The sequence below is a fragment of the Stenotrophomonas sp. A3_2 genome, assembly GCF_036624925.1.
Lineage (GTDB): Bacteria > Pseudomonadota > Gammaproteobacteria > Xanthomonadales > Xanthomonadaceae > Stenotrophomonas > Stenotrophomonas hibiscicola.
In genome coordinates, this window is record NZ_JAZKVY010000369.1 from 25,034 (window position 1) to 41,446 (window position 16,413).

Sequence of the window (16,413 nt, forward strand, 5' to 3'; positions counted from 1 at the left end):
TTGGTGGTGGGTACCGACCGTTGGTCGGTACGCCTTGAAGCGTCACCACCAACGGTGGTGACCTACCGAAAGGAGAAAGGCCGCGCGAGCGCGGCCTTTCCGGTTGCCTTACTTCAGCGCCTTGAAGCGCAGGCGCTTCGGCGCAGCGTCGTCGCCCATGCGGCGCTTCTTGTCTTCCTCGTACTCGCGGTAGTTGCCCTGGAAGAACTCCACGTGCGAGTCGCCTTCGAAAGCGATGATGTGCGTGGCGATGCGGTCCAGGAACCAGCGATCGTGCGAAATCACGAAGGTGTTGCCCGGGAACTCCAGCAGCGCATCTTCCAGCGCACGCAGCGTTTCGATGTCCAGGTCGTTGGACGGTTCGTCCAGCAGCAGCACATTGCCACCCTGCAGCAGGGTCTTGGCCATGTGCAGGCGGCCACGCTCACCACCGGACAGCGAACCGACCATCTTCTGCTGGTCCTGGCCCTTGAAGTTGAAGCGGCCGATGTAGGCGCGCGACTGGATCTCGATGCCGTTGATGTTGAGGATGTCCAGGCCGCCGGCGATTTCCTGGAAGACGTTGTGGTTGCCTTCCAGCTTGTCGCGGCTCTGGTCCACGTAGGACAGCTGCACGGTCGGGCCGATCACGATCTCGCCCGAATCCGGCTTTTCCTGGCCGGTGATCATCTTGAACAGGGTCGACTTGCCGGCGCCGTTCGGGCCGATGATGCCGACGATCGCGCCCGGCGGAATCAGCATCGAGAGGTTGTCGATCAGCAGGCGGTCGCCGAACTTCTTGGAGACGTTCTTGAACTCCATCACCATGTTGCCCAGGCGCTCGCCCGGCGGAATGAAGATTTCGTTGGTCTCGTTGCGCTTCTGGTAATCCTGCGACTGCAGCTCTTCCAGGCGGGCCAGACGGGCCTTGCCCTTGGAACGGCCGCCCTTGGCGTTCTGGCGCGACCACTCCAGTTCCTTCTGGATCGCCTTCTGGCGGGCCTTTTCCTGGTTTTCTTCCTGCTTCAGGCGCTCATCCTTCTGCACCAGCCATTCGGTGTAGTTGCCCTTCCACGGAATGCCGCGGCCGCGGTCCAGTTCCAGGATCCACTCGGCGGCGTTGTCCAGGAAGTAGCGATCGTGGGTAACGGCCACCACGGTGCCGGTGTAGCGCGCCAGGAACTGTTCCAGCCATTCAACCGACTCGGCGTCGAGGTGGTTGGTCGGTTCGTCCAGCAGCAGCATGTCCGGCTTCTGCAGCAGCAGGCGGCACAGCGCCACGCGGCGCTTTTCACCACCGGACAGGTTGGCGATCTTGGCATCCCACGGCGGCAGGCGGAGCGCATCGGCGGCCACGTCCAGCTGGTTTTCCAGGGTATGCGCATCACCGGCGGCCAGGATCGCCTCCAGGCGCTCCTGCTCCTTGGCCAGCGCGTCGAAGTCGGCACCTTCCTCGGCGTAGGCGGCATACACCGCTTCCAGCGCAGCCTGCGCCTGCAGCACTTCGCCCACGCCTTCCTCGACCGACTCGCGCACGGTCTTGTTCGGGTCCAGTTCCGGTTCCTGCGCCAGGTAGCCGACCTTGATGCCCGGCTGCGGGCGGGCCTCGCCCTCGAAATCGGTGTCCACGCCGGCCATGATCTTCAGCACGGTGGACTTGCCGGCGCCGTTCAGGCCCAGCAGGCCGATCTTGGCACCCGGGAAGAAGGACAGCGAGATGTCCTTGATGATCTGCCGCTTGGGCGGGACCACCTTGGACACGCGGTTCATGGTGTAGATGTATTGCGACGACATGAGGTCTCCGTAGGCGCGGCCCTGCACCCGACCCGTCACGGGAACATCCCGTTGCGGCAGCGGGCACAGACTGGAATGGAATACCGCCAATTATAGCCGGAACCGGTTCCGGGCCGCGCCCGGCGCAGGGGCGCCGGCTGGCCGTGGCCTGAATACTCCGTCACAGTCCTGCAGCGGGAAGCGTTTCCAGCCGGAAACGGTTCAGATCGGTTGCGCAATATGGGCTCACCACCACCCAAACAGAGGTCTGACATGCGCATCAATCGAGTAATGGCCAGCGCCGTGGCCTCTGTGCTGGCGCTCGGTGCCGTGGCTCCCGCCTTCGCCGACAACGACCACCGCCGCGGCCACGACCGCCGCGAGTGGCGCGAGGACCGCCGCGAGTGGCGACAGGACCGCCGTGACTGGGAACGCGACCGCCGCGAGGCCCGGCGCGACTGGGAACGCGACCGCCGCGACTGGCACCGCGACCATGACCGCTACTACCGCCCGGCACCGCCGCCGCGCGTGGTCTATCGACCGGCCTATGGCCCGGGCTACGGCTGGAAGGTCGGCCACCGCTACCGCGACTACTACCGTGGCCCGATCTACGTGGTGAACGACTACCCGCGCTACCACCTGCGCCGCCCGCCGCATGGGCACCACTGGATCCGCGATGACCGCGGCAACATGCTGCTGGTGGCGGTGGCAACCGGCATCATCGCCGACTACATCATCAACAGCCGCTGAGCCGGCGGCCACGTCCACGCATGGCGTGGATCCACTGGCATGCACGGGGCCGGATTCCTTCGGAAGTGCCGGCCCCGTCCTTTTCGGCCCCGGCGGGCCGGTGCGGGGCTACAATCAGGGGCTGAGCCGTACCCCTTTCCCTGCCTGCTGGAGTACCCGATGTTCCCGCGTGACGTCCGCATCGAATCCTACGATCCCGAACTGGCCAAGGCCATTGCCGCTGAAACCCAGCGCCAGGAAGACCACGTCGAGCTGATCGCCAGCGAGAACTACACCAGCCCGGCGGTGATGGAAGCCCAGGGCAGCCAGCTGACCAACAAGTACGCCGAAGGCTACCCGGGCAAGCGCTACTACGGCGGCTGCGAATACGTGGACATTGCCGAGCAGCTGGCGATCGACCGCCTCAAGCAGCTGTTTGGTGCCGACTACGCCAACGTGCAGCCGCACAGCGGCTCGCAGGCCAACCAGGCCGTGTACTTCGCCCTGCTGCAGCCGGGTGACACCATCCTCGGCATGAGCCTGGCCCACGGCGGCCACCTCACCCACGGTGCCAAGGTGAATGCCTCGGGCAAGCTGTTCAACGCCGTGCAGTACGGCGTGAACGACCAGGGCCTGATCGATTACGACGAAGTCGAGCGCCTGGCCCTGGAGCACAAGCCGAAGATGGTCGTTGCCGGCTTCTCGGCCTATTCGCAGGTGATCGACTGGGCGCGCTTCCGCGCCATCGCCGACAAGGTCGGTGCCTACCTGTTCGTCGACATGGCCCACGTGGCCGGCCTGGTCGCCGCTGGCGTCTACCCGAGCCCGCTCGAGCACGCCCACGTGGTGACCTCCACCACCCACAAGACCCTGCGCGGCCCGCGTGGCGGCATCATCATCGCCAAGGGCGCCGACGAAGACCTGGTCAAGAAGCTGCAGTCGATCGTGTTCCCGGGCATCCAGGGCGGTCCGCTCATGCACGTCATCGCCGGCAAGGCCGTGGCCTTCAAGGAAGCGCTGGAACCGGCCTTCAGGACCTACCAGCAGCAGGTGGTGAAGAACGCCCAGGCGATGGCCAACACGCTCATCGCGCGCGGCTACAAGATCGTCTCCGGCGGCACCCAGAACCACCTCATGCTGGTGGACATGATCGGCAAGGACGTGTCCGGCAAGGACGCGGAAGCCGCGCTGGGCAAGGCCCACATCACCGTCAACAAGAACTCGGTGCCGAACGACCCGCGTTCGCCGTTCGTGACCTCGGGCCTGCGCCTGGGTACCCCGGCGGTGACCACCCGTGGTTACGTCGAACAGGACTGCGTGGACCTGGCCAACTGGATTGCCGACGTGCTCGATGCACCGAACGACGACGCTGTCATTGCCCGCGTGCGCGACGCCGTCAGCGCGCAGTGCCGCAAGTACCCGGTCTACGGCTGATCGGGTTGGGGTCGGACCTCTTCCCGCAGGGAAGGGCTCTGACCCCGGCATTGCAGCGATCGCGCATGGATGAGCGCCGCCTCAAATACCTGTACGCCACCCTGGCCGTGCTGTTCGGCCTGCCCAGCCTGGTGGCCGGCGGCGTTGCGGCACTGATGCTGCTGCTGACGGGGCTGGGCCAGTTCGGCCATGGCACGCTGGCTGCGGTGACCGTGATGCCGCTGTGGGGCCTGGCCGGCATTGCCGGCTGCCTGGCTTGGTTGTGGCTCAGCGCCGGGTATCTGCTGCAGGGGCGTGCCGGGCTGCAGGTGCATCGCCTCTGGTGGTGGATGCTGCTGGCCGGCGGTCTTGCCGCCGTGCCCCCGCTGGGGCTGGCGCTGTGGTGGAGCAGCACCGTCCACGCCGAAGGCATCGCCCTGCTGCTGTTGGGCCCGTCGATGCTGGTGCCGGCTGCGATGCTGGTGTGGATCAAGCGCCGGGCATGACGTGGCCCATGGAAGGACATCGAACGCATGGATGAGCGCCTGCACAAGCGCTGGATGGCGATCGCCGGCCTGCTGGTGGGCCTGCCCACCGTGGCGGCAGGCGGCACGGGTGCCGTGCTGGGGCTGATGGCCGTATGGGACGGCAAGTACCTGACGGGCGACGAGTACACGCTGTTGCTGCTGTGGTCGTCGGCCGGCATCATCGGCCTGCTGTCGTGGCTGTGGCTGAGCGGGCTGTTCCTGTGGCGCGGTGTTGCCGGCCTTCGCCAATCACCGGTCATGGCCTGGGTCGGCCTGGCGTTGGGTGGCTTGGCCGCATCGGGCGTGGTCGTCGCCACGCTGTACTCCACGATCAGCAATGGCGAGATCTCGACATTGGGCTTCCTCGGGTTTGGCCCGCCGCTACTGGTGATGTCCGGGCACTTGGCGTGGCTGCGCTGGGCACGCATGGCATCGCCGCCACCCGCACCCGGTTGAGCCGGGCATCCGACCTCGCCGGACACGCTGGGTAGCCAGAATGCAGGCGCTTCCGCGCAGGCAGCATTTGCTGCGGCGCCCTTTCTCAGGTACCTTTGCGACGCTGCCATGACCATGGCAATTGCTCCCTGAGCCAGGCGTTCCATGCATTGCCCCTTCTGCCAACATGCCGATACCCGGGTCATCGACTCGCGCGTCTCTGAAGACGGCGCGACGATTCGCCGTCGGCGGGAATGCGAAGCCTGCGGCGAGCGCTTCAGCACCCTGGAAACGGTCGAGCTGAAGCTGCCGGCCATCGTCAAGAGCGATGGCACCCGCGAAGCGTTCGACCAGCGCAAGGTCCGCGCGGGGTTCGATCGCGCGCTGCAGAAGCGCGCGGTGCCCGAAGAAAAGATCGAAGCAGCGGTACGTGCGGTGGTGCACCAGCTGCGTATCAGCGGCGAGCGCGAAGTGCCCTCGATCAAGGTTGGCGAGTTCGTCATGAACGAACTGCGCAAGCTCGACCACGTGGGCTACGTGCGCTTCGCTTCGGTGTACCGCAGCTTCGAGGACGTGGCCGATTTCCGCGAGGAGATCGAGAAGCTCGAGCGCGAGCTGCCGGCCAGTACCGAACAGCTGCAGCTGCTGGGCGATGTGATTGCCCTGACCAAGAAAAAGAAAGGCTGACTGCCTCTGCCTTGGGGGTGCCAACCTTGGGGGGCACCGGTGGCCGCATTCACTGGTGGGTGCCAACCGTTGGTTGGCACTGACGGCATGGATCCACACCGGCGGCGTTACCATGGCCGCATGACCACCCCTTTCTCCGCCCTCGACCACCTGCACATGGCCAACGCGCTGCGCCTGGCCGTGCGCGCTGCCTACACCACCCGTCCCAACCCGATGGTCGGCTGCGTCATCGCCCATGGCGAACGCGTGGTCGGGCAGGGCTGGCACCAGCGCGCCGGTGGCCCGCATGCTGAAGTGTTCGCGCTGCGCGAGGCCGGCAGCGACGCCCGTGGCGCCACCGCCTACGTCACCCTGGAACCCTGCGCGCACTACGGGCGCACGCCACCGTGTGCGCTGGCACTGATCGAAGCGGGCGTGTCGCGTGTGGTCGCGGCGATGCGCGATCCGTTCCCCAAGGTCGATGGCGGTGGCTTCGATCTGCTGCGCAATGCCGGCATCGACGTCGCCGAAGGGCTGATGGCGGCACAGGCGCGCGAGCTCAACAAGGGTTACCTGTCGCGCGTGGAGCGCAACCGCCCGTGGCTGCGGGTGAAGCTGGCCGCCAGCCTCGATGGCCGCACCGCGATGGCCGATGGCAGCTCCAAGTGGATTACCGGGCCGGCCGCGCGCGAAGACGTGCAGCACTGGCGCGCACGTGCGGGTGCAATCCTGACCGGCGCCGACACCGTGATTGCCGACGACCCGATGCTGACCGTGCGCCTGGCCGATACCGAGGTGATGCCACCGCTGCGCGTGGTGCTCGATTCGCGCCTGCGTTCGCTCGAATGCAGCCGCGTGCGCGAAGGCGGGGCCCCGACGCTGTACCTGCACGATGCGGCGGTGAGCGCGCCGGATGCGGCCGACGCCGAATTCGCCAGCGTGCCCAGCGCAGAGGGACGGTTGGATCTGGGCGCGGTGCTGGCCCTGCTGGCCGAACGCGGTATCAACGAAGTGCATACCGAAGCCGGCGCGACGCTGGCCGGTGCCTTGCTGCGCGGCGGCTGGGTGGACGAGCTGCTGCTGTACCAGGCCCCCACACTGCTGGGCGACGGCGGACGCCCGTTGCTGACCGGCCTCGGCATCGATGGCATGGACCAGCAGCGCCGCCTGCGGGTGGTTGACCAGCGCCAGGTCGGCGAGGACATCAGGCTGCTGCTGCGGCCGTGAGGGAATGGCGGTATCTCCGGCGTCGTCAGGTGCCCTTGTCCTCGTCCTCGTCTTCGTAGGCGGGGCACTGTTCTTTCCACTGCTGCTTCCACAGCACGTGCAGGTCGCGGCAGTAGGCACTGAGCGCTTCCCCCGCCAGCTCTGTCGACTTCGACCGTAGTCTGCGGCGGCTGATGCCGTCGTCGTACTCGTCCGGCAGGACCGTCGGTGCACATCGATCGTGGTACTGCAGGAAGGCGCGGCAGTCGTCGTTCTCGCTCAGCTGTGCATCGATGTCCCTGTCACGTAGCTGGTTCGACTCGAAGGCAACCGATGGACGGACGATGAAGGTCTTGGGTCTGTACGCTTCGGCCTGCCCACTCACCATCAGCGCCAGCAGCATGACGGTAGTCGACGTCGTACGATGTTTCATGCGGTTGCCCCGGTGGAAGAGGGCAACAGCATTGACCATGCGGGCCGCGCAAGGCCATGCAACGGTTCTGAAAGTGCGCTCGCCGTTGCCGCAGGTAACGATGAGCCGAGCGTGGACCCGGCTCTAGCTCGCGCTTACGCGCATTCGTCGGTCCACATCATTTCGGCGATCGGGCGCAGCGCCTTGCACTCCTGCGTCATCTCATCGGCTGACTTCACCTGCGCCTTGGCCTTCAGTTCCTCGGCCATCGCATCCACGCCGCTGATCTGGTCCGGCGCGATCTTCGCCACGCAGGCGCGGTGCTGCTGCAGCAACAGGTCGCAATCCGGAACGCCGGTCACCTTCGGCGCGTTGGCCGCCTGCGCGTCCTGCATCCAGTCCTCGAACGGCGCCAGCGCACCGGCTACGGTGCCCACCAGATCGTCAAAATTACCGCTGTACCAGTAGCCGTTGTCCTTGGCCGGGTACAGGGTGAAGGTGCCGTTGACCGGCACGCGCATGCCACTCAGCAGTGCCTGGGTATAGGCATCGGTGAACTGCTTGCGCGCGGCCGGGCTGGCATCGTCGGCCAGGCTGGCGGCGAACAGCGGGCGGACCTTGCCCAGGTCGGGCACCTGGCAGCTGTAGCTGATCCGCGCCAGCTTCTGGTCTTCAACGTATTCGTTGTCTTCGATCACGCTCTTGGTCGCGCGGCACTTCGAATCGCGCAGCGCCTTGGCATACAGCGCTTCGGTGCCCGCAGCGTCGACCTTGGCGCCGGTGCTGGCCAGTACCGTCTGCCAGGGTTCGGCCAAGGCCTTGGCCAGCGCACCCGGGTTGGGGGTCACGGCATCCTGGCCCTCGAACGCCGGCTTCAGTGCGTCGTTGAGCGTGCGCGTGGCGGTGGCATCGTCCTCCAGCAGCACGCGCGCATACAGGTCGAAGGCCTGCTCGGGTGCCAGTTGGGCCGGTGCAGCGCTGGCAATCAGCGGGGCGCACAGCAGCACGCTGGCCAGAAGGGTACGGGTGGGGGTCTTCATGACGGTGTTTTCCTGTTCCAGAGGCGCGCAAGCCTAGCGCATCCAGCACTACTTTCGATGGCGGCCAGAGGTCACATGGCGGTGTACCCCGGCCAAAAAAACGGGCCCCTTGCGGGGCCCGTTCGATCGCACGACGAGGAGCGATCGTTGGATCAGAAGCTGGCGCGGACGCCGGCCGAGTACTGGGTGACGTCGCGGTAGCCGGAGATCTCGCCCACCAGACCCCAGGTCCTGGTGAAGTTGATCTGGCCGCCGACGGTGCCGACCCAGGTGCCCTTGAAGTTGTTGCCGCCGTCCATGTAACCGGCCTTGACCCAACCTTCGGTCATGCGCGACGGCTTGCCACGGATGCCCATGGTGACGCGGCCCAGGTTGGTGTGGTCCTTGTTGCGCAGGCGACCGTAGAAATCGGAGTTGACGGTGATTTCGGCCTGCTGGCGGACCCAGGCGGCGTCAGCGGTAAAGTCGACGCGGTCGGTCCACGGCATGTGGTAGCCGATGCCCAGCTCCGGCTGGTTCAGCTTCAGCTTGTAGGAGCCGTAGTCGTAGTTGTACGACTTGCTGGCGTAGGTCCAACCACCGAACACATGGACCTGTTCGGCGATCGCCACGGAACCACGCAGGTAGCCGCCGTCGACCTTCGGGTCGTCCAGTGCGTTGTCGTCAACCTTGACCTGCGTCCAACCGCCTTCGACGTAGGTGTAGCTCAGGGCGTCGGCCGAGGCCGAGAGCGGGGCGGCGGCCAGCAGGGCGGCCACGATCAGCATCTTGCGCATGGGAATTCCTGTGAATTTCAGTCCATTGGCGGGCCAGCCCTCTCGGCTACCCGTGGGCGACCTCATGTCGTCCGCTGCGAATTTTAATGAAAGTTTTACAAATTGCGAGCGACGGCCGTCACAGCTGTGGCATCCAGCCCCGTTCAGCCCGGGCTGGTACACTGGCCACGCCGGTTCGCCGGTACACAAACGTCTTCAGGGCGGGGTGCAACTCCCCACCGGCGGTAGGTGCGCAAGCACGAGCCCGCGAGCGCTCCGGCCCACGGCCGGGGGTCAGCAGATCCGGTCCAATGCCGGAGCCGACGGTCATAGTCCGGATGAAAGAAGACGGTGCCACAGGGCCTTCGCGCCCTGCGCCCGCCTGTTTGCCTTGCGGCGTTTTTCGCTCACTTTTCGCGGAGAACGTTTCTTGTTTACTGGAATCATCGAAGGCGTCGGCCGTCTGGCCGCACGCGAATCCATCGGCGGCGATGTCCGCTTCACCTTCAATGTCGGAAACCTGCCGTTCGACAACGTGCAGATGGGCGAGAGCATTGCCATCAACGGCGTCTGCCTCACCGTCATCGCATTCGACGCCAGCAGCTTCCAAGCCGATGCCTCCACCGAAACCCTGGGCCTGACCACGCTGGGCCAGCTGGGCGAAGGGGCGGTCATCAACCTGGAGCGCGCCATGCGGCCGACCGACCGCCTCGGCGGCCATCTGGTCAGCGGCCACGTCGACGGCCTTGGCCAGGTCCTGTCCATCCACGAAGACGCGCGTGCCCAGCGTTGGCGTTTCGCCGCGCCGGCCTCGCTGCGCCGCTACATCGCCAGGAAGGGCTCGATCTGCGTGGACGGCGTCAGCCTCACCGTCAACGAAGTGGACGATGAGGGTTTTGAAGTCGCCCTGATCCCCCACACGGTAGCCAACACCGCCTTCTCCGCCACCGGCGTGGGCAACGCGGTCAATCTGGAAATCGATCTGGTCGCCCGTTACGTGGAGCGGCTGATCAGCGTGCCGACCAACGGTCAGCACCCCCAGGGAGACGTCGCATGAATTTCGCCCCGATCCCGGAAATCCTGGAAGACATCCGCCAGGGCCGCATGGTGGTCATCGTCGATGACGAAGACCGCGAGAACGAAGGCGACCTGATCATGGCCGCCGAGCTGGTCAAGGCAAGTGACATCAACTTCATGGTCACCCACGGCCGCGGCCTGGTGTGCCTGCCGCTGACCCGCACCCGCGCCGCCGACCTCGGCCTGGCGCCGATGGTGCAGGCCAATACCGCGCAGTTCCAGACCAACTTCACGGTCAGTATCGAGGCCGCCGAGGGCGTCACCACCGGCATTTCGGCACATGACCGCGCGCACACCATCCGCACCGCGGTGAAGCCCAACGCCAAGCCGTCGGACCTGCACCAGCCGGGCCACATCTTCCCGCTGATCGCCCAGCCGGGCGGCGTGCTGACCCGCGCCGGCCACACCGAAGCCGGCGTTGACCTGGCCATGCTGGCCGGGCTGGAGCCGGCTGGCGTGCTGGTGGAGATCCTGAACCCGGATGGCAGCATGGCGCGCCGCCCGGAGCTGGAAGTGTTCGCCCGCGAGCACGGCCTGAAGATGGGCTCCATCGCCGACCTGATCGCCTACCGCCTGGCTACCGAAAAGACCGTTGAACGTGTCGACGAGCGCGAGATCGACACCGAATTCGGCCCGTTCAAGCTGGTGACCTACCGCGACCGCATCGCCCACGACCTGCATTTCGCTCTGGTCCGCGGCACCCCGGACGCGGACACCCCGACCCTGGTACGTGTGCAGGTGGAAAACCCGCTGGCCGACCTGCTGCACTGGCGCCGTGACGACTTTGGCGTGGCGGCCACCGATGCCCTGCGTGCGATCGATGCCGAAGGCGCGGGCGTGATGGTGGTGCTGTCGGCCCCACGCGACGGCGAAGCCCTGCTGGCCCGCCTGCGCCAGCAGCCGGCACCGGTGGTGCCGGGCAAGGACAAGGATGTGGGCCAGTGGCGCCGCAACGGTGCCGGCGCACAGATCCTGTCCGACCTGGGCCTGGGCAAGCTGCGCGTGCTGGGCACCCCGCGCCGCCAGATCGGCCTGGCCGGGTACGGCCTGGAAGTGGTGGAGACGGTCACTCTGTAATGGGTAGTGCCGACCATGCCCTACCTCGGGTGGGTGCCGACCGTTGGTCGGCACAGCCCTGGGCCTCCGCCAGCCACGGCCGGGGCCCATCCACGCTAGAATTACCCCCTTATCGAGTCCCCAAGCCGCATATGAGCCACTTCGAAGGCGATCTTCGCACTCCCGAATCGGCGCGCTTCGCCATCCTGGCCAGCCGCTGGAATGCCCGCATCACCGACACGCTGGTCGCTGGCGCCCGTCAGAGCCTGGCCGGCAACGGCATCACCGAAGCCAACATCGACGTGATCCGCGTGCCGGGTGCCTGGGAGCTGCCGCTGGTGGCCGCGCGCCTGGCCGCCGCCCACGAACACGCCGCCATCCTCACCCTGGGTTGCGTGATCCGTGGCGATACCCGTCATTACGAACACGTGGCCGACCGCTGCGCCGAAGGCCTGATGCGCGTGCAGCTGGATTTCGGCGTGCCGGTGCTGAACGGCGTGCTGGCGGTGGAACGCGTTGAAGACGCCGAGGCCCGCGCAGGCGGCAGCCACGGCAACAAGGGCGAGGAAGTCGCACTCGCCGCATTGGAAATGGTCAATCTTCTGGAGCAGCTGCCATGAACAAGAACACCCAGGGCAAGCCCTCCGGTAAACCCGTCCGTCGCGATGGCGTCGATCCGGTGCTGCGCTCGCGCGCCCGCCGTCGTGCCGTGCAGGCCATCTACGCCTGGCAGATCTCCGGCGGCAACGCACAGTCGCTGATCGCCCAGTTCGCCCACGAGCAGGCCCGCGAAATTGCCGACCTGGCCTACTTCGAGGCGCTGCTGCACGGGGTGCTCGACAACCGTCGCGACATCGACGAAGCGCTCGGCCCGTACTTGGACCGCGGCATCGAAGAAGTGGACGCGATCGAACGCGCCGTGCTGCGCCTGGCCGCCTACGAGCTGCGTTACCGCCTGGACGTGCCATACCGCGTGGTGATCAACGAAGCCATCGAATCGGCCAAGCGTTTCGGTTCCGAACACGGCCATACCTACGTCAACGGCGTGCTGGATCGTGCCGCCGTGGAATGGCGCAAGGTCGAATCGGGTCACTGACCCGATTCCTGTAGAGCCGAGCCATGCTCGGCTCACCGTGCAGCGCACGGTTGCGTCCGGCAGTGCGGCGCGTGATCGAACTGCAGCCGAGCATGGCTCGGCTCTACATGAAAGTAGAACGCCCCATGTCCCTGGCCGAATTCGCCCTCATCGAACGCATCCGCGCCCGTACCCTCGAGCGCGACGACATCCTGCTCGGCATCGGTGACGACGCCGCGCTGCTGCAGCCGCGCGCCAACGAGCAACTGGTGGTCACCGCCGACACGCTCAACAGCGGCGTGCACTTCCCGGTGGAAACCCCGGCCTTCGACATCGGCTGGAAGACCCTGGCGGTCAACCTGTCGGACCTGGCCGCGATGGGCGCGCGCCCGGCGTGGTGCACGCTGGCACTGTCACTGCCGGAAGCGTCTGAAGACTGGATCGAGGCCTTCGCCGATGGCTTCTTCGCCCTGGCCGACCAGCACGACATCGCGCTGATCGGTGGCGACACCACGCGCGGTCCGTTGTCGCTGTCGGTGACCGCGATGGGCCAGGTCGGGCGTGGCCAGGCCCTGCGGCGCGACCGCGCACAGGCAGGCGATGACATCTGGGTCAGTGGCACGCTGGGCAATGCCGCCGGCGCGCTGCGCCTGTGGCAACAAGGTGCGTTGAGCATCGCCACCGCCACGCTGCTGGCCGACTACGAAAGCCTGCGCCTGCGCCTGCTGCGGCCGACGCCGCGCGTCACCCTCGGCCTGCGCCTGCGGGCCTTCGCGCACGCGGCGGTGGACGTGTCCGACGGCCTGCTGGCCGACCTCGGTCATATCGCCACGCGCAGCAACCTGGCCGCGCACGTGGATGCCGATTCGCTGCCGATCTCGCACGCGCTGCGCGATCTGCTCGGCCGCGACGGTGCGCGTGACTGCGCATTGCGCGGTGGCGATGACTACGAGCTGTGTTTCACCGCCGCCGCCGATCAGCGCGACGCGCTGCACTACCTGGCCGAATCGCTGGACGTGCCGCTCACCCGCATCGGCCGCATTGCCGAAGGCCAGGGCGTGCACGTGGATGGCGAAGCCGCCGACGGCGGCTACCAGCACTTCGCCTGAGCGAAGACGCCGGGCATGGCCCGGCGCTACCGCGCTGCTGTGGTAGATGCCAACCTTGGTTGGCGTTACTCCGTATCGACCAAGGTCGACACCTAACAAGGCGGGGCCGTGGCAAACGGGAACGCAGGGCATTGCCCGGCGCCCCCTTAAACGTGCGGAACGGGCTTGCCAAACCGGTTATCACCCGGCGTGCTGGGCAGCAGCATGAACACCAGCACGGCCAGGCCGGCAATCGGCACGAGCCCAAGCAACAACCACCAGCCCGAACGATCGGTATCGTGCAGCCGGCGAATGGTCACCGCGATCAGTGGCAGCGCCAGCGTCAGCCAAACCACCAACATCAGCCCGGACGAAACCAGCGCCAGCGATGTGGAGTTGGTGTACCCGGCGATGAAGCCCAGCACGTTCAACGGAATGGTGAACATCATCATGAACAACTGGAACCACCAGTACTCGCTGCGGCTGGCGCGTCCACTGAACTGCGTATAGCGCTTCAGCGGAACCATCATCTTGTGCATCGGTACACTCCCTGAGAAGAAGTGCGAACTATCCGCGCCAGCGCGATAGGTCGGCCATCAGATTTGTTGTAATCGCGAACCGTGCAATACGGAACTGAGCGCTCTTCCGCAGTTCAGAACGCGCGCTGCTCAAGTCGCGTGCAACTGCACATCCACATACTCGGCCAACCCGCGGCAGGCCAGCAGCAGCCCTTCGCGCACGTCGTCGCCTACCTGCTGATCTTCATCGCCATCCACGCGCACGCGTTCGGTGGCATGCAGCAGTTCCAGTAGCAACGTCAGGCCGGCATTGGCGCGGTTGGCGCGGGCCATGGCCATGCGCTGTCCGGATGTGCGGCCCTTCTCTGGCCAGGGCTGGCCGTCGGCGGCATCCACTTGGCGGATGCGCTGCAGGCACGCCAATAACGAGGTGCTGGCCGGCACAGTGTTGCCGTGCGTGGCGCTCAGCGTGGTCTCCAATGCGCGCGCGACGGCTTCGGGCAGCACGTTAACGGCCTCGCCGAGGGTGGCGAACAGGAACGGGTAGTGTGTGGCAGTCATGGCGGCTTCCTTGTGCATGTGACGAAGGAGCCACCCCGCTTAACAGCGAGGGTGGCGGACGGTGCATGGTTCCAATACCGGAGGTCGATGTAGAAACGCCGGCGGGCACGAGGCCCCCACGCACCGCCCGCCATGTAAGCGCGGACAGAATGCCTGCCGACGCCACCCAACAAGGAAAGAGCGACGCCGGCAGGCAAGCGTAACCAACACATCAACCTAACGGGATTGGAAGCCCGTGCCACCCGTTGTCGGTGGCGGTCCATCATTTGCACGCAGCGCCAATGCTGCCAATGAGAAAAGTTGGAAAGTAGAAAAAATACGAATGTTTGCGGCGACGCGGCGAAAGCCGTCAATGCGTGCAGACCGCGACATCACCTGTAGAACCGAGCCTATGCTCGGCTTGTCACGTGCAGCCGAGCGTGTACCCGGCTCTACAAAATACGAAAACGGATCTAGCGTGGTGCTGGTCCATAAAGGTTATCGCCCTCCTGACCAGGGCGAAGCATTTGAAGCAGTACAAAGGCGGGTCCGACGGCAGGGATCATCAATGTAAGGCACATCCACCCAGATTGTCCGAGATCCCGAAATCTGCGCGCGACAAGCGCGTAGAACGGGACGAGGCTGAACACGATGTAGCCAAACCAAACGTATGCAAGCAGATCGTTCAATCGCATGCCTTCTCCCAGGGCGCCAGGCGGAAATCGGCGGGAGCTGTATGCGGCGATACCGATGATCGACAGGCTAACCATGACCTGAAGAAGAAAGAAGAACCAGAACTCGCGTCGTGATGATCGCCCTTTGAAACAGGCGAAAAGACGAAAGGGGCGTAGTGCAAGACTGATCATATTGAAGATGGATGATGGGCCGGTCGCCGAGCGTATCGACCCTGTCTTGAGCATGCGATGCAACAAGTTGCATATTGACCCGTCTTCAACGCCGTCGGGCCGATTGGTGAATCGGTCCTAGCGACGGGTGGGATCGCTTGTCGTGAGCTGGATCTTCTCTGACTTGGCAAAGGCGTCCTGGGCGTCACTCAGCTTCTGAAGGTTTGTATCCATGCGCTCGATGGCGGGTTCCAAGCGAGCCAGAATCGATGTGGATTGCTCGGTGGTGTAGCCTTCTGGCAGCTCTGCCATGGTCACCATGATCGAGAACATGTCTTCGACACTCTGCAGTGATGTGAGTAGATGCTGGTGCAGATCCGCTGCCTCGGAGCGATGTGTCATGCGTTCTGCAGCGGTTCGCCTCTCAATGGCGTCCTTGTGTGCATTCTGAAGTCGAAAGCGAAACTTGGAGAGATCATCCCCGTTATCGATTGCTTCATAGAACTCTTCCGCCCATGGGCCGTCGTTCCACGTGTTCACCGTGCCGACCGTGCTGTTCCACTTCGCTACGTTTTCCTCCAGATAGCGGTCATTTGGATAAACGTAGCCGCGCGTATGCGGGCGGGCATCGCATGCCGTAAGAAGGCCAATAGATAGAAGCAGGAAGAGGCTGGTCGCGCATTTCATGTGAGGTACCAGTGGCTAGGGAAGATGGCTGAAGCCTGGCGTGGATAGATGGGCCAAGAAGTGCTGCGATGCACGACTCCGCACTCGGGGATCCAGTGGGACGCGAGTCTATGAGCGGAGACGTGCGGCGCTCAAGGTCAGAAGCGACAGTGGGTTGTTGTCGCGGTTGAATCGTGGGCATCCCCAGAGGCGGGCTATGAGTCATGGCCTCTCTCACGCGTAGGGGGGCGCTTCAGGCGAAACGTTGACGTCATGTGATCACTGAGGAAAGTGTGGCTCCCCGTCGGCAGGAGATGGCCTGAGGGCCTTTCAATCCAAGTCCGGTGCCGAAATACAAGAACGGCGCCGGAATCATCCGGCGCCGTGCATGTTTCTACATTACCAGCGGTACGACATGCTCAGATTGGCCGTGGCTTCGCGATACCCATGGTCACCCCGCATCACGCCGAAGCCACCCCACGCACTCAGCCCGGAACGGAAGTCCACGCGCGCGCCGGCATTCAACTCGTAGCGGTTGCGCGGCACGCTGGCCTTCAGTGCTTCATCATCAAACGCCATGCCGTTGCTGGCGCCGTCGCGGTACCAGTTGGCC

General features: G+C 65.4%; 20 protein-coding genes and 1 riboswitch. Of the genes, 11 read left to right on the forward strand and 9 right to left on the reverse strand.

Annotated features, from left to right (window positions below; translation table 11 throughout):
- Nucleotides 1-108: 108 nt before the first annotated feature.
- Nucleotides 109-1,773 carry an energy-dependent translational throttle protein EttA gene (gene ettA, locus R5H29_RS21820; protein WP_005415249.1) on the reverse strand — a complete coding sequence of 555 codons (1,665 nt, stop codon included), beginning with the start codon at nt 1,771-1,773 and terminating at the stop codon, nt 109-111.
- Nucleotides 1,774-2,025: 252 nt separating this feature from the next.
- On the opposite strand from ettA, the gene R5H29_RS21825 reads away from it, so the two are divergent.
- The 6 genes from R5H29_RS21825 (at nt 2,026) to ribD (ending at nt 6,749) form a co-directional block, all read left to right on the forward strand.
- A complete protein-coding gene (locus tag R5H29_RS21825; RefSeq protein ID WP_019661032.1) occupies nt 2,026-2,502 on the forward strand; it encodes an RcnB family protein in 477 nt (158 codons plus the stop codon).
- A gap of 159 nt (nt 2,503-2,661) precedes the next feature.
- Nucleotides 2,662-3,915, forward strand: coding sequence for a serine hydroxymethyltransferase (gene glyA, locus R5H29_RS21830; RefSeq protein ID WP_019661033.1), 1,254 nt, complete (start codon nt 2,662-2,664; stop codon nt 3,913-3,915).
- Between the two features lie 65 nt (nt 3,916-3,980).
- The gene (locus R5H29_RS21835; protein ID WP_111098850.1) at nt 3,981-4,400 is read left to right on the forward strand and encodes a hypothetical protein; all 420 of its coding nucleotides are present in this window, start codon (nt 3,981-3,983) and stop codon (nt 4,398-4,400) included.
- Nucleotides 4,401-4,427: 27 nt separating this feature from the next.
- Nucleotides 4,428-4,877 carry a hypothetical protein gene (locus R5H29_RS21840; RefSeq protein ID WP_021204335.1) on the forward strand — a complete coding sequence of 150 codons (450 nt, stop codon included), beginning with the start codon at nt 4,428-4,430 and terminating at the stop codon, nt 4,875-4,877.
- Nucleotides 4,878-5,021: 144 nt separating this feature from the next.
- Nucleotides 5,022-5,543, forward strand: coding sequence for a transcriptional regulator NrdR (nrdR, locus tag R5H29_RS21845; RefSeq protein WP_019661036.1), 522 nt, complete (start codon nt 5,022-5,024; stop codon nt 5,541-5,543).
- 120 nt (nt 5,544-5,663) lie between these two features.
- On the forward strand, nt 5,664-6,749 hold the full coding sequence (ribD, locus tag R5H29_RS21850; RefSeq protein WP_164144873.1) for a bifunctional diaminohydroxyphosphoribosylaminopyrimidine deaminase/5-amino-6-(5-phosphoribosylamino)uracil reductase RibD: 1,086 nt from the start codon (nt 5,664-5,666) through the stop codon (nt 6,747-6,749).
- A 25-nt stretch (nt 6,750-6,774) separates the two neighbouring features.
- On the opposite strand, the gene R5H29_RS21855 is transcribed toward ribD, so the two are convergent.
- The 3 genes from R5H29_RS21855 to R5H29_RS21865 form a co-directional block, all read right to left on the reverse strand.
- Entirely contained in the window at nt 6,775-7,161 is a 387-nt protein-coding gene (locus tag R5H29_RS21855) for a hypothetical protein (protein WP_171953417.1), read from the reverse strand.
- Nucleotides 7,162-7,295: 134 nt separating this feature from the next.
- A complete protein-coding gene (locus tag R5H29_RS21860) occupies nt 7,296-8,180 on the reverse strand; it encodes a hypothetical protein (protein ID WP_171953418.1) in 885 nt (294 codons plus the stop codon).
- Nucleotides 8,181-8,332: 152 nt separating this feature from the next.
- Nucleotides 8,333-8,956 carry an outer membrane beta-barrel protein gene (locus tag R5H29_RS21865; protein ID WP_019661039.1) on the reverse strand — a complete coding sequence of 208 codons (624 nt, stop codon included), beginning with the start codon at nt 8,954-8,956 and terminating at the stop codon, nt 8,333-8,335.
- A gap of 187 nt (nt 8,957-9,143) precedes the next feature.
- Nucleotides 9,144-9,289: riboswitch (FMN riboswitch) on the forward strand.
- Between the two features lie 76 nt (nt 9,290-9,365).
- Here R5H29_RS21865 and R5H29_RS21870 point away from each other — a divergent pair.
- The 5 genes from R5H29_RS21870 to thiL all read left to right on the forward strand — a co-directional run bounded on the left by R5H29_RS21870 (nt 9,366) and on the right by thiL (nt 13,252).
- A complete protein-coding gene (locus R5H29_RS21870) occupies nt 9,366-9,992 on the forward strand; it encodes a riboflavin synthase (RefSeq protein ID WP_021204341.1) in 627 nt (208 codons plus the stop codon).
- Nucleotides 9,989-11,089, forward strand: a complete 1,101-nt coding sequence (gene ribB, locus R5H29_RS21875) for a 3,4-dihydroxy-2-butanone-4-phosphate synthase (protein WP_021204342.1) — start codon at nt 9,989-9,991, stop codon at nt 11,087-11,089. The genes R5H29_RS21870 and ribB overlap by 4 nt, the downstream gene beginning before the upstream one ends.
- 131 nt (nt 11,090-11,220) lie before the next feature.
- Nucleotides 11,221-11,688 (forward strand): 6,7-dimethyl-8-ribityllumazine synthase, encoded by a 468-nt coding sequence (gene ribH / locus R5H29_RS21880; RefSeq protein ID WP_005408061.1) that lies wholly within the window; start codon nt 11,221-11,223, stop codon nt 11,686-11,688.
- Nucleotides 11,685-12,164: a transcription antitermination factor NusB gene (gene nusB / locus R5H29_RS21885; RefSeq protein WP_005408062.1), complete on the forward strand. Its 480-nt coding sequence runs from the start codon at nt 11,685-11,687 to the stop codon at nt 12,162-12,164. The genes ribH and nusB overlap by 4 nt, the downstream gene beginning before the upstream one ends.
- 125 nt (nt 12,165-12,289) lie before the next feature.
- A complete protein-coding gene (gene thiL, locus R5H29_RS21890; RefSeq protein WP_332329832.1) occupies nt 12,290-13,252 on the forward strand; it encodes a thiamine-phosphate kinase in 963 nt (320 codons plus the stop codon).
- Nucleotides 13,253-13,398: 146 nt separating this feature from the next.
- Here thiL and R5H29_RS21895 read toward each other — a convergent pair whose 3' ends face one another.
- The 5 genes from R5H29_RS21895 to R5H29_RS21910 form a co-directional block, all read right to left on the reverse strand.
- On the reverse strand, nt 13,399-13,770 hold the full coding sequence (locus R5H29_RS21895) for a DUF805 domain-containing protein (RefSeq protein WP_134731592.1): 372 nt from the start codon (nt 13,768-13,770) through the stop codon (nt 13,399-13,401).
- Between the two features lie 129 nt (nt 13,771-13,899).
- Entirely contained in the window at nt 13,900-14,310 is a 411-nt protein-coding gene (locus R5H29_RS21900; protein ID WP_332329833.1) for a hypothetical protein, read from the reverse strand.
- Nucleotides 14,311-14,762: 452 nt separating this feature from the next.
- The gene (locus R5H29_RS23040) at nt 14,763-15,209 is read right to left on the reverse strand and encodes a DUF805 domain-containing protein (protein ID WP_155028945.1); all 447 of its coding nucleotides are present in this window, start codon (nt 15,207-15,209) and stop codon (nt 14,763-14,765) included.
- A 63-nt stretch (nt 15,210-15,272) separates the two neighbouring features.
- Nucleotides 15,273-15,821 carry a hypothetical protein gene (locus tag R5H29_RS21905; protein ID WP_155028946.1) on the reverse strand — a complete coding sequence of 183 codons (549 nt, stop codon included), beginning with the start codon at nt 15,819-15,821 and terminating at the stop codon, nt 15,273-15,275.
- Nucleotides 15,822-16,199: 378 nt separating this feature from the next.
- Nucleotides 16,200-16,413: autotransporter outer membrane beta-barrel domain-containing protein (locus tag R5H29_RS21910; protein WP_332329834.1), on the reverse strand; the 214-nt coding region annotated here is incomplete at its 5' end.